Raw genomic sequence first — 13350 nt, forward strand, 5'->3', positions numbered from 1 at the left:
CGGCCGCAGAGTGTTCGTGGCCGGTCGCGCAGTTCCCCGCGCCCCTAGGTGGGTCGACCGGCTGTTCGTGCGAAGTGCCAGGATGTAGTCGTGTCGCAGATCTCCATCAGTGCTCCCCTCATCGGGCGGGACGACGAGCTTGACCGGCTTTCCGGGGTGCTGGAACGAGCCCGGGGCGGGGAGGCCCGGGCTGTTCTCGTCGCCGGGGATGCCGGGGTCGGCAAGACGCGGTTGCTGGACGAGGTCATGGGGCGGGCCGCTGCGGACGGGATGACCGTCGTCACCGGGCACTGCGTCGATCTGGGGGACGTCGGGCTGCCCTATCTCCCGTTCACCGAGATGCTGGGGGCCCTCGCGCAGGACGAGCGGTTCGCCGGGGTGCTCGCGGCCCATCCGGTGGTGGAACGGTTGCTGGGAGGGGGATCTCCTGGGGACTCCGGCGATCGGCTGAGGTTGTTCGAGGGGATCGCCGGGCTGCTCGCCGGCATCGCGGACATCGCTCCCCTGCTGCTGGTCCTGGAGGATCTGCACTGGGCGGACCAGTCGTCGCGGGATCTGCTGCGGTTCCTGCTCAGCCGGGGCATCCTCCAGCGGGCCGCCGGTGGGACGCCCACGCATCCGCTGGCGGTGCTCGCCTCCTACCGGGCCGACGACCTGCACCGGCGGCATCCGCTGCGGCCCCTGCTCGCCGAGTTGGTGCGGCTGCCCTCCGTCGAGCGGCTGGAGCTGCGGCCGATGGCGGACGCCGAGGTGGCGCGGCTGGTGCGGGCGCTGCGGGAGGGGCCGCTGGCCGACACCACCGTGCGGCGGATCGTCGAGCGGGCCGAGGGCAACGCCTTCTACGCCGAGGAGTTGCTCGCCGCCACCGGGAGCGGGGACGGCGGTGTGCCCAGCGGGCTCGCCGACGTGCTGCTGATCCGGTTCGAGCAGCTCTCCGACACCGCCCAGCAGGTGCTGCGCACCGCCGCAGTCGCCGGGCGGCGCGTCGAGCACGACCTGTTGCGGGACGCCGTACGCCTGCCCGACGAGGAGTTGGAGGCGGCGCTGCGGGAGGCCATCGGGCGGCAATTGCTGGTGCCGGGCGACCGGGACACGTACGCGTTCCGGCACGCCCTGGCCCGTGAGGCGGTCTACGCGGATCTGCTGCCGGGTGAACGAGCGCGGCTGCACGGGGCGTTCGCGCGGCTGCTCGACGGGCGGGGGCACCGAGCCGAGAGCGCGGCGGAGCGGGCCCACCACTACCGGGAGAGCCACGACCTGGCGGAGGCGCTCGCGGCCTCGCTCGATGCCGCGGACCATGCCATGCGGGTGGGGGCGCCGGCCGAGGAGCTACGGCATCTGGAGGCGGCCCTCGACCTGTGGTCGGCGGTGGACGCGTCCGCGCGGCCCGCGGGCGAGGGGGTCGACCGGGTACGGCTGATGCTGCGGGCCTCCGCCGCCGCGGCGCACACCGGCGAGCTGCACCGGGCGGTGTCGCTCACCCGGGCCGCGCTCGCGGGCGTCGGCCAGGAGGCGGACTCCGAACTCGCCGCCCGGGTGCGCTACACGCTCGCCGGGAACCTGATGAGCGTCGACAACCTCACCGCGGCCTTCGCCTACAGCAGCGAGGCGCTCGCCATGATCCCCGCCGAGCCCCCGACCCGTACCTGGGTGTGGGCGGCGGCGACCCATGTGCTGGCGGCCCGCCATGTCGGGGAGAACGAGACCGCGCTGCGGGTCGCCCGGCAGGCGCTCGGCCGGGCGGAGCAGTTGGGCGTGACCGACGCGCAGGCCGACCTGCTGATCTCGCTGGCGATCCTGGAGGGCGGCGGCCGGCGCACGGTGGAGGGGCGGGAGCGGCTGCGGCAGGCACGGGAGCTGGCCCGCAGCTCGGGCAACGCGCCGGTGGAGACACGCGCGCTGTTCAACCTCGCCATCGGCTCCTTCGAGTCCGGGCATCTCGACGAGAGCCTGCCCTGGATCAGCGACGGCCTGGACCGCGCTCGCCGGGCGGGGCTGCTGTCGTCGCCGTACCCGATGGAGATGCGCTACCTCCAGCTGCTGGTGCTGTACACGCTGGGCCGCTGGGACGACTGCGTCGCGGCGGCGCGGACCGATGCCGAGGTACTGCCCGTGGCCGGTGGGTACACGGTCGCGCCCGCGCTGTACGTGGCGCTCGCGCGCGGGGACTTCCGGGCTGCCGACCGGGCCCGGGCGCTGCTGGAGCCGCCGTTCGACTGGATGGCCACGCTGGTGGCGGGCATCGCGCTGACCGACGCGGCCGCCTTGCAGGGCGACGCGGAGGGGGCCGTGGAGCGGATGCGGACCACGGTGGCCGCGCTGACCGACGAGACGGGTACGGCTCCGCATGTGACGGTCCGGCTGGCCGCGCTCGCGCTGGCCGCGGTCGCCGACCGGGCCGTGGACCTGCGCCTCAAGGGCGACCCGGCCGGGGCGGGCCATTGGGCGCGGACCGCGACGGAGCTGGTGGAGCTGGCCAGGACGACCGCCGTGGACGGCGAGGGCGGGATACCGCAGGGTCCGGAGGGGCAGGCGTGGCTGGCGCGGGCCGAGGCGGAGTGGACACGGGCCGTGTCGGGGCCGGACGCGGAGGTCTGGGCGAAGGCGGTGGCCGCGTTCGACTTCGGTGACGTGTACGAACCGGCGCGCTGCCGGCTGCGGTACGCCGAGGCCCTGCTCGCCGCCGACCGGCGCGAGGAGGCCGCCGTCGAGGCGCGCGCCGCCCGCGAGGTGTTCGCCGGGCTGGGCGCCGAGGTGCTGCTGGGACAGGCGGACGAGCTGATCCGGCGCGGCCGTCTCGCCGAGGCCCCGGCCGCCACCGCGTCCCTGCTCACGGCCCGGGAGCGGGACGTGCTGCGGCTGCTCGCCCGGGGGCGCAGCAACCGGCAGATCGGCGAGGAGCTGTTCATCTCCGGCAAGACGGCGAGTGTGCACGTCTCCAACATCCTCGCCAAGCTGGGCGCCGCGAGCCGTACCGAGGCCGTGGCCGTCGCCTACCGGGAGGGGCTGATCATCCCGGAGACGACGGCCCGCGACTGACGGCCCCTCAACTGCGGGCGCACTCCAGGCTCTTGAGGTCGACGGCGTCCGCCATGGCCTGCATGCCCTTGTCGTTGGGGTGGATGTGGTCGCCGCCGTCGAAGAACGGGAGCATCCGCTCGTGGTCGTAGGGGCTGCGCAGGACGCGGTCGAAGTCGGTGACGGCGTCGAACTCGTCCCGGTGGCTCCTGATGAACTCGTTGACCTCCTGGCGTACGGCCTCGGCGGCCGGGTCCCATTCCGGCCAGCCCTTGAAGGGGGCGATGGTGGAGACGACCACGCACTTGCCGGCGTCGTGGGCCCGGTCGACGATCTGGCGGTAGCCGCCGATCAGGTCCTGCGCGGTGACGCCGGTGTGGGCCTTGAGGTCGTTGACGCCCTCGAAGAGGAAGACCGTCGACACGCCCGGCTGGGACAGCACGTCCCGCTCCAGGCGGTTCAGGGCGCTCGGTCCGGCGCCGTCGGCCAGCACCTTGTTGCCGGAGATCCCCTCGTTGGCCACGCCCTTGACACCGGTGCGGGCCTTCTGGAGGCGGCGGGCGAGGTAGTCGGGCCAGCGCCGGTTGCGGTCGGTGGTGGACTGCCAGCCGTCGGTGATGGAGTCGCCGAGCGCGACGACCGCGCCGGTGGCCGCGTCCGTGCGTACCGAGACGGCGTCCAGGTAGAACCACGATCCGACGGTCCCGGTCCAGCCGGTACCGCTCTCCTCGGCGGTGTGGTCGCCCTCGGCGGTGTACGACGTCTGCAGGGCCATCCAGTGTCCGGTGACCGGTCCCGCCGCGTCCGGGGTGTGGACGCTGACGACCAGGTCCGACTCGGCGGGCAGCCTGCCGGGCAGCGGGTCGCTGTACACGGTGGTGCCGGGTTCCAGGGTGACGGAGGACGAGCCGTCGAAGGTGAGCCGCCGGTTGGTGCCGCGGACCAGTTCGGCGTCCTTCAGCTGGAGGCCGGCGTAGACGCTGTCAAAGGTCACCGGCCGGTCCCCGAAGGCGTTGGAGAGCCGGATGCGCGGGGACCGGCCGCCGACGCTGGTGTGGACCACCATGCGGTATCCGCGCGCCGCCGACACGTCGGCGATGCGGTAGGCGCTGGTGCCCCAGGTGATCACCCCGTCGGGCGGGCCGACGGCGGCCGGTGCGGGGCCGGCCTGGAGGGCCGCGGCCGTGACGGTGACGGCGAGCAGCCGTACGGTCCGGGGTATCCCGCCCCTCATCGGTCGAAGTCCTTCAGGGTGACGGTGGTCCCGGGCTTCAGCGTCACCGTACGAGCGCTCCCCCCGAAGGCGACCGTCGTGGTGCGGCCGCCGGTGCTGCGGATCCGTGCTTCGGTCGGTTTCCCATTCCGCCAGCGTAGATCGACGACGAAGCCGCCGCGTGCGTTCGCTCCGGTGAGGGAGCCGGAGGCGGCCCAGGCGTCGGGCAGGGCGGGCAGGAGTTCCAGGTGGCCGGGGCGGGAGTAGAGCAGCATCTCGATCATCGCCGCAGGGGTACCCAGGTTCGCGTCGATCTGAAAGATTCCGCGGCCCTGTTCCACCTGGTAGATGTCGAAGAGGTTGAACGCGGTGCCGTTGCTGCCCCCGCTGGAGGGGCGGAGGTTGTTGAGGACCAGCCGGTAGGCGTTGTCGGCGTTCTTGAGGCGGGCCCAGCACAGGGCGCGCCAGGCGTTGGCCCAGCCGAAGCTCTCCATGCCGCGGGCGGTGAGCAGGGCGGTGGCGCCGTCGACGAGGTCGGCCGGGGTGGAGCGGTCGGGGCGGATGCGGTCGCCGGGGAACAGGCCGACGAGCGGGGACAGGTGGCGGTGGGTGGTCTCGCCGAGGTTGTCGGGGGACATCCACTCTTCCAGCCAGCCCGTGGTGAGGCTGACCTGCGGGAGGTGGAGGCGCTTCCGCAGGCCTGCCACGGTGGCCGCGAATCCCGTGTCCTTCCTCAACTCGGCCGCCGCGGCGCAGTAGTTGCCGAACAGGGCCCACACCAGTTCCTGGGCGTAGGTGATGCCCTTGGCGTCGAGCGGTCCGTGCTCGGGTGACCAGTCGCTGTCGGCGACGAGGACCTCCCGTGAGGTGCCCGGGAGGGTCATGGTCAGCAGCCGCGCCTCCCAGAACTCGCAGGCGCCCTTCAGGAGGGGGTAGATCTTCTCCAGATGGGCCCGGGAGGCGGTGAACTCCCAGTGTTCGTAGAGGGAGTTGCAGAGCCAGGCGTTGCCCGCCGGGTGCCACCACCAGCCGCCTCCGCCGAAGGGGTTGGTGGAGATGGCGACCGTCCAGCCGGCGTTCCTGCCCGTGGAGTTGCGGTAGCGGTTGCGGGGGTCGTCGAACAGTCTGCGGGTGAGGTCGGTCCAGGACGGGAGTTGGGCGACGCAGTAGTCGGTGAACGCGTCGAAGCACTGGGACAGACCGGCCCGGTCGGCGGCCCAGTAGTTCATCTGGATGTTGATGTCGGTGTGGTAGTCGCCCATCCAGTCCGGGTCGTTGCCGTCGAGCCACAGCCCCTGGAGGTTGAGCGGGAGGCTGCCGCGTGATCCCGCGATCGTCAGGTAGCGGCCGAACTGGAGGTACTGGGCCTCCAGTTCGGGGTCGGGCTCGTCGTCCCGAGCGCGTGCGTGGAGCCGCTCCCAGGTGTCGAGGGCGCGCCGGTCGGCAGTGGAGGTGCCGAGGGAGACGCCCAACTGGCCGTACAGGGCGTGGTGGTCGGCGGTGTGGGTGTTCCGCAGGGTGGTCGCCGAGTGGCGGGCGGCGGCCCTGACCTTGGTGCGGGCCAGTCGCTCGGGGTCGAGGGACGGGTCGCGGAAACCGGCCGCCGTGTCGGGCGCGTAGTCGGTGCCGCCGCTGAGGACCACGGTGAGGTCCCGGCACCCGGCGAACGTGATGTGCGAGCCGTCCACGCGGACTCGGCCGCCGGTGCCGTACGCGGTGACGGCGGCGCCGTATCTCAGTCCGTTCGGGAGGGCGGCCCCGAAGGAGACCGCGGGCTCCTCGCCGTGCGTGCCCTCCAGGGTGACGGTTCCGGTGTAGCGGCCGCCCCCGCTCTGGGTGAAGTGCAGGACGATGACGTCGTCGGGGTGGCTGGCGAAGATCTCGCGCCGGTAGGTCACGCCGGAGCGGACGTACGAGGTGGTGTTGACGCCCCGGTCGAGGTCGAGGGTGCGCCGGTAGCCGGAGACGGCGGACAGGTCGTGGTCCGGGATGTCCACGGTGAGCCGGGCGAGCAGGGTGAACGAGCCGAAGTCCTGGCGGCCGTAGGGGAACTGCCCGTCCGGATCGAGGGTGTCGTTGAGGCCGCCGGTCCACATCGTGGCGTCGGTGACCAGGAGGAGTTCGCGGCCGGGGTCGTTGCTCGCGAGGGCGCCGAGGCGGCCGTTGCCGACGGGCAGGCCCTGTTCGATCATCGAGTGCTCGTCGGCGGGGGCCTGCCACCAGAGCCGGTGGCGCGGATCGGCTTCGAGAGCGGATGCGCCGACGGGCCGCTGGGGTGCCGCGGTCGCGGTGAAGGTGGGCAGGGCGGCGAGCGCTGCGGTCAGCGCGAGGACACCGCGTCTGGAGGGGGCGGGGGTCATGGCGGCTCCTGGAGGCTTCGCGGAGGGCTCGTTCACGCCTTCGGTACGTCGATCCGGTCGATGTCCGGTGCGTAGTCGGTGCCGCTGTCGAAGGTGATCGTGTTGGGTCCGGCCTTGAGCGTCACGGGCACGTACACGCTGGCCACGGTCCCCCAGTCGCCGGTGGCGGGGAGCTTGTGGCGGGTGGCGCCGCCGCCGTTGGCCGAGACGTCGACCGAGCGGGCGTCACCGCTGATGTAGGAGACCTTGATCTGGTAGGTGCCGGCCTTGGCGACGATCACGTCGTTGAAGGTCAGCTTGGCGCCGAGGTACAAGTTGCCGACCTTCTTTCCGTCGGAGCAGGAGGAGCAGTCGGCGACGGAGGCGTTGCCGGTGAGGGTGTTGGTGGTGGACTCGGCCTCGTATCCCTTGTGGGCGAGTGCGGTGCCGCGCGGGGTGACGGTGAAGAGCCGGGAGCCGTGGGCGGGCAGGGCCTGGGTGACCTTGTTCCGGTGGGTGCCGAGGTTCTCGTGGTTCCAGAGGTCGCGGACGGACGCCTTGCCGGTGAAGCCGAGGGTGGACCAGTCGGCGGTCACCGAGGCCGGCTTGTCGGCGAGGTTGAACAGGGCGACGGTGTAGGTGCCGTCGGGGTTCTTCGCGGCCCAGACCTGCTGGGGGTCGGACGGGGTGACCGGCTGCGCGGGCGGGTTGGGGCCCTGGTTCAGGGCGATGACCTCGCGGTTGGTCAGCAGGGAGAGGCCGTAGGAGTCGAGGCGGGTGAGGTCGTCGCCGGTGTAGAGGGGGGACTTGGCGATGGCCCACAGGGTGGCGTAGCTCTGGCGCTCGGCCTTGGTGAGGCCGTCCATCTCGCCGTTGCCGACGTCCAGGGAGTCGAGGTCGTTCCAGCCGCCGGGGCCCGCGTGCCGGGTCCAGGCCGGGGTGTCGTCCCAGCGGTCGTCGACGGAGTTCTCCCAGCTGACGAGGGTGTTGCAGTAGCACTCGACGTCGGTGTCGACGCGCCAGCCCTGGGAGTACTTCTTCCAGTCGGCGGCGCGGCCGATGTCGAGGGACCAGGAGAGTTCGAGGTGGATCGGGCGGCCGGTCGCGGCTATCGCCCGGTGCCAGGCGGCGACGTCGGCAACGTTGTCGTACTGGTCGCCGCTCTTGCCGGAACCGGGGCCGACGCCGTCGAGCTTGAGGAAGTCGTAGCCCCAGCTTGCGATCAACTCGGCCTGGGAGTCGATGTACTTGCCGGCGCACGGCTTGGCGAAGTCGAGCTTGTACGCGCTGTCCCAGCCGTTGGTGGTGCGCAGGTCGTCGTAGACGATGTCGGCGGTGGTGCAGCCGTCCGCGTTCCACACCGGGGTCTTCCCGTCGCCGTAGGCGCCCTTCTCCAGGCCGGCCGGGAGGTAGATGCCGGCCTTGAGGCCCTTGGCGTGGATGCGGTCGGCGACGGCCTTCATGCCGTGGGGGAAGCGGACCGGGTCGGGCTTCTGGCGGCCGTACCGGTCGAAGCCGGACTTCCAGGTCTTGTCCATCCACCAGCCGGCGTCGATGTTCACGTACTCGTAGCCGTACTTCTTGAGCTTGGCGGCGAGGGCGTCGGTCTGCTTGAGGACGTTGGCCTCGGTGAGGTAGCTGTAGTCGCCGTCCGGGTTGAGGCCGGGGTACTTGGAGGACTGCATGCTCCAGCTGGACCAGCCCATGTAGGGCTTAGCGGCGAGGGCGGAGGCCAGGGCGGCGGGGGCCGCGGCCGGGGTGTCGGCGGCATGGGCCGTGGGGACGGCGACCGCGGTGAGGGCGAGCACCAGCAGGGCTCTCGCGGGCATGACGAAGTACGAGGATGACCGCATGGGTCGTGCCTCCCAGGGGTGCGGGTTGCCTTAGTGGCTCGGGGTGATGAAGGACTGGATGGCGGTGGCGGCGGCTCCGCGCGCCCACTCGTCGAAGGGCAGCGGGCGGGTGCGGACGTCGCACTGGGCGGCGGAGCCGAACGCGGCCGCGACGAAGGCGTCACGGATCTGTTCGGCGAACAGGTCGTAGGCGGCGAGTCCCTCGCCGGAGATGATCACGCGTTCGGGGCCCAGGAGGTTGGCGACGGTGGCGATGCCGCGGCCTATCGCCTCGCCCGCGCGCGCGTAGACGTCCCGGGCTCCGGCGACGCCTTCACGGGCGAGGGCCAGGGCCGCGTCGGCATCGGCGAGTTCGGCGCCCGTGGCCTCACGTATCCGCCGGACGATCGCGGCCTCACCGGCGATCGCCTCCACGCAGCCCCGGTTGCCGCAGTGGCAGAGCGGACCGGCCGGGTCGACGGTCACATGGCCGATCTCACCGGCCACACCATGGGCCCCGGCGACCACCCGGCCGTGCACGACCAGTCCGCATCCGATGCCGGCGCCGACGGTCACCAGGGCGAAGTCGGACAGGCCCACTCCTGCGCCGAACCACTGCTCGGCGACGGTCAGGGCGCGTACGTCGTTGTCGACGGTGACCGGCAACCCGGTGGTCATGGCGGCGAGTTCGGCGAGCGGGACGTCACGCCACTCCAGGAAGGGCGAGTAGCGCACGGTCCCCTCGCCCCGGTCGACGTCACCGGAGACGGCGATGCCGAGGCCGAGGACAGGGGCGGTGGAGTCGTCCGTCTCGGCCAGGAGCTTCTGGGTGATCTCGGCGACGCTCGCGAGCACCGTCCTGGGGTCGCGGTCGGGCAGCGGCAGGTGCCGGGCGACCCGGATGCGGCAGCACAGGTCGGTGAGGACGCCGATGATCTCGCTGCCGGTGACCTTCACACCGATGAACAGGGCGCGTCCGCCGTCGACCCGTACGAGGTTCGCTGGCCGTCCGAGCGCCGGCCGGGCCTCCTCGTCCGCGCCCTCCACCAGGTATCCGGCCTCGATGAGCGGGCGGACCGCCTTGGTGACGGCGGCGGGTGACAGTCCGACACGCCGGGCCACCTCCAGTCGGGCGAGGGGTCCGTGGGACAGCACGGCGGTGAACACCTGCGTGGCGGCCGGGGTGTTGGCGGGGAAGGTCTCGGCGCGAGAGGTCGGGCGCATGGCCGGGAACCTATGAGGATTCTTTTCTGACGTCAATAAAAGAAGCAGGATTGGCTGTGCCGTTGCTGTGATCGATCAGGGAGACATTCCGCATGGCATCAGTAAGAGTGCTCGTCGGGACGGTGGCGGGAGCGGTGCTGCTGCCCCTGCTCGCGGTCCCCGCCCACGCCGATTCACCGACCGCGCCGACCGCGGATCTCGCAGGTCTGCGCGGCGTGTTGCGTTCCGCGCTGGCGCAGGGAGCGCCGGGTTCGATGGCCCGGATCGACGACCGGGGCACGGTGTACCGGGTCGCCGCGGGCGTCGCCGACCGCGGGACGAAGCGGGCGATGGGCGACGCCGACCGGTTCCGCATCGGCAGCGTCACCAAGACCTTCACGGCCGTCGTACTGCTCCAGCTGGTGGACGAGAAGAAGCTGCGCCTCGACGCGCCGGTCGACCGCTACCTGCCGGGGCTGCTGCCCGACCGCCGGATCACGGTCCGTCATGTGCTCAGCCACCGCAGCGGTCTGTACGACTACACGAACGACATGTTCGCCAGGACGGTCCCCGGGTTCGAGGCGGTCCGCAAGAAGGTCTTCACGCCCAGGGAGCTGGTGAACCTCTCGCTGCGGCGGCCTCGCACCAACGCGCCGGGCGCGGTGTATTCGTACTCGAACACCAACTTCGTGGTCGCCGGGATGCTGGTCGAGAAGCTGACCGGCAACCCGGTGGGGACCGAGTACCGGAAGCGGATCATCGAGCCGCTGAAGCTGCGGGACACCTTCTATGTGCACCCTGGCATGAAGATCCCCGGCCGGCACGCCCGCGGCTATCTCACCCCGGACCGCTCGGGCGCCCCGCTCGTCGACGCGACCGAGCAGACCGTGTCGTGGGCGCAGAGCGCGGGCGCGCTCATCTCCAGCACCCGGGACCTGAACACCTTCCTCTCCGCGCTGCTCGGGGGCCGTCTCACCTCGGCCGCCCAACTGGCCCAGATGGAGCGGTGGGCACCGGCGGGGACCGGTCAGGCGTACGGCCTGGGGCTGCGCCGTCGCGATCTGTCGTGCGGTGTCTCGGTGTACGGCCACACGGGTGCCGTGCAGGGCTTCTACACCTACGCGTTCGCGTCCAAGGACGGGAAGCGGAGTCTCGCGGCGGTCGCCAACACGTCCAACAACGGCACGGTCCTCAACACCATGCTGCGCACCCTGGACTCCGCGTTCTGCGGCAAGTCGGCGAAGGCTCCACGGGGCCGGGCGCCGATGGAGCGGCACGAGGATGTGGCGCCGGGGGTCGCGTTGGACTGAGCGGTCCCGGGGGCGCGCTGGATCGACCGGTCCGGGGTCACGCCGGACCGAGCGGACCGGCCGGTCGCGCCGGACCGAGAGAGATCGGCGGGCCGGGAACCCCGGTGCCCTGGTGTGCGTTCCTCCAGCGAACGACGACAACAGGGCGGCGCGATGAGCGAGTTGGTCCCCGGCGGTAATCTGCCGCTCCCCGAAGGGGCTGTCACCGTCCGGGTGCCCGGCCCCTTCGACGTGTCCGCGCTCGTCACGGACGACGACGGAAAGGTCCGGGGCGACGCGGACTTCGTGTTCTTCAACCAGCCGTCCGCCCCGGGCGCCCGGCTCGCCGGCGACACGCTGACCGTGGAGCCCCGGCGGCTGCGCGCCGGTGCCACCAGGGTCACGGTGGTCGTCAGCGCCGAGGACCCGACCACTCCCCTGGTCCGGCTGCCCGCCCCGGTGCTCCAGGTCACCGGCGCGGACGGCCGCGCGCTCGCCCGGTTCGCGCCTCCGCGGCCACGGCAGGAGACGGTCCTGCTGCTGGCGGAGTTCTACCGGCGGGGCGACGGCTGGAAGCTGCGCGCGCTGGGGCAGGGGTACGCGGACGGACTGGCCGGGCTGGCCCGGGACTTCGGGGTGGATGTCATCGACGACACACCGGAGGCCGGAGTGCCCGCCACCGCGCCGCGTACGGCATCCGGGACGCCGTTCGGATCGCCCGCGCCGCATCCGGCACCGGCCGTCCCGCACCGGTCCCACCCGGCGACCGGCTCCCACTCCCCCGACCCTGCCCTTGCGGGTTTCCTGGGCCTGGTCAACTCGGCCCGTTCCAAGGCCGGTTCACCCCCGGTGTCCCTCGATCCCCGCCTCTCCGACGCCGCCCGCGCGCACGCCGCCGCCATGGCCTCCGCCGGGCGCCTCGGCACGGAGGGCCCGGACGGCGTCTCCGTCCACCAGCGCCTCACGGCCACCGGATACACGTACATCACGGTCGGCGAGCACCTGGTCTCCGGTCCGCGCGACCCGTCCGAGTTCGTCGAGTACTGCCTGCGCACCGAGCAGCCCCGGAGGACCCTGCACGACCCGGCCTTCACCGACGTCGGCCTGGCGTACGTCAAGGGCGGTCGCTCCGGGGACACGTACTGGACGGCGCTGTGGGCGAGACCGCTCACCGCCGCGGAGCTGGCACGGACCGTGGACGAGGTCGTCCGGCTCACCAACCGGGAGCGCACGGGTGCGGGTCTGCCGCCGCTCGCCGTCGACCCCCTGCTCGCCAGGGCGGCGCAGGGCTACAGCACGGACATGGCGGTCCGGGCCTTCTACTCCCACACCTCCCCGGAGGGCAGCCAGCCCTGGGACCGGGCCTCCGCCGCGGGCTCCACACGCCGCATGATCGGCGAGAACATCGCGCGCGGTCAGCGGTCCCCCGCCGAGGTCGTCGAGGGGTGGATGAACAGTCCAGGGCATCGCGCCAACATCCTCAAGCCGGACTTCACCCACATCGGGATCGGATTCGCGGGCGGTGGCCCGGCGGGCACGTACTGGACCCAGATGTTCGGTGCCTGAGCGGAGCCGGAAACGCCGCCTGGGCCCCGATCTTGGCGGAAGGAATCCCTCCGGGCCAGGATGCCCCCATGAAGGGTGACCTCTTTTCCAGTGAGCACATGGTGCAGCCGGCCACCGCGCCGGGCATGACGGTCGAGAACGCCAAGTGCATCAGGTACGCGGTGCACGGCGAGATGCTCGCCCGCCAGGGGGCGATGGTCGCCTACCGCGGCAATCTCCAGTTCGAGCGCAAGGGCCAGGGCGTCGGCGGCATGCTCAAGCGGGCCGTCACGGGTGAGGGCCTGCCGCTGATGGCGGTGCGCGGTCAGGGTGAGGCCTGGTTCGCGCACGAGGCCCAGAACTGTTTCATCGTCGACGTGGAACCCGGCGACGAGTTCACGGTCAACGGCCGCAACGTCCTGTGTTTCGACGCCTCGTTGGCGTACCGGATCTCGACCGTGAAGGGCGCGGGCATCGCCGGCGGCGGTCTGTTCAACAGCGTCTTCACGGGCCACGGCAGGCTCGGGCTGGTCTGCGAGGGCAACCCGCTGGTCATCCCGGTCTCGCCGGAGTTCCCGGTGTACGTCGACACGGACGCCGTGGTCGGCTGGACCGCGGGCCTCTCGACCTCCCTGCACCGCTCGCAGTCCATCGGATCGATGCTGCGCGGCGGTTCGGGCGAGGCGGTGCAGCTGATGCTCCAGGGGTCCGGATATGTCGTCGTACGGCCTAGCGAGGCGACCCCGCAGAAGCCGCAGCAGCACTGAGACCGCAGCACGTGATCTACGCCTCACAGGCAACCCGTCCGGCTCCGTCCACGTCTTGACCGGCAACAGGTGACGCCCCCGCCGCCCGGCCGGGGCTCATTTTCGAGGCACTATGCACACCATGTATACACAGCACGTATAGAT

At 72.0% G+C, this 13350-nt stretch carries 8 protein-coding genes; 4 read left to right on the forward strand and 4 right to left on the reverse strand.

Going from position 1 to position 13350, the window contains the following annotated elements; all coding sequences use genetic code 11:
* The first annotated feature begins 90 nt into the window (after positions 1-90).
* Positions 91-3039: a helix-turn-helix transcriptional regulator gene (locus G3I78_RS04205; RefSeq protein ID WP_164421413.1), complete on the forward strand. Its 2949-nt coding sequence runs from the start codon at positions 91-93 to the stop codon at positions 3037-3039.
* Positions 3040-3046: 7 nt separating this feature from the next.
* Here the strand turns inward: G3I78_RS04205 and G3I78_RS04210 are convergent, their stop codons facing one another.
* The 4 genes from G3I78_RS04210 to G3I78_RS04225 are packed head-to-tail and all read right to left on the reverse strand — an operon-like array spanning position 3047 to position 9626.
* Positions 3047-4252: an SGNH/GDSL hydrolase family protein gene (locus G3I78_RS04210; RefSeq protein WP_164421414.1), complete on the reverse strand. Its 1206-nt coding sequence runs from the start codon at positions 4250-4252 to the stop codon at positions 3047-3049.
* Positions 4249-6591 (reverse strand): glycoside hydrolase N-terminal domain-containing protein, encoded by a 2343-nt coding sequence (locus tag G3I78_RS04215; protein WP_164421415.1) that lies wholly within the window; start codon positions 6589-6591, stop codon positions 4249-4251. Before G3I78_RS04215 ends, G3I78_RS04210 begins: the two co-directional genes overlap by 4 nt.
* Before the next feature lie 32 nt (positions 6592-6623).
* On the reverse strand, positions 6624-8423 hold the full coding sequence (locus tag G3I78_RS04220) for a carbohydrate-binding protein (protein WP_164421416.1): 1800 nt from the start codon (positions 8421-8423) through the stop codon (positions 6624-6626).
* A gap of 30 nt (positions 8424-8453) precedes the next feature.
* Entirely contained in the window at positions 8454-9626 is a 1173-nt protein-coding gene (locus G3I78_RS04225) for an ROK family transcriptional regulator (protein WP_164421417.1), read from the reverse strand.
* Positions 9627-9718: 92 nt separating this feature from the next.
* On the opposite strand from G3I78_RS04225, the gene G3I78_RS04230 reads away from it, so the two are divergent.
* The 3 genes from G3I78_RS04230 to G3I78_RS04240 all read left to right on the forward strand — a co-directional run bounded on the left by G3I78_RS04230 (position 9719) and on the right by G3I78_RS04240 (position 13206).
* Positions 9719-10915: a serine hydrolase domain-containing protein gene (locus G3I78_RS04230; RefSeq protein ID WP_203614365.1), complete on the forward strand. Its 1197-nt coding sequence runs from the start codon at positions 9719-9721 to the stop codon at positions 10913-10915.
* Between the two features lie 153 nt (positions 10916-11068).
* A complete protein-coding gene (locus G3I78_RS04235; protein ID WP_164421418.1) occupies positions 11069-12460 on the forward strand; it encodes a CAP domain-containing protein in 1392 nt (463 codons plus the stop codon).
* Between the two features lie 68 nt (positions 12461-12528).
* Entirely contained in the window at positions 12529-13206 is a 678-nt protein-coding gene (locus G3I78_RS04240; protein ID WP_164421419.1) for an AIM24 family protein, read from the forward strand.
* Positions 13207-13350: the final 144 nt, after the last annotated feature.

Source organism: Streptomyces sp. SID13726, assembly GCF_010548375.1.
Lineage (GTDB): Bacteria > Actinomycetota > Actinomycetes > Streptomycetales > Streptomycetaceae > Streptomyces.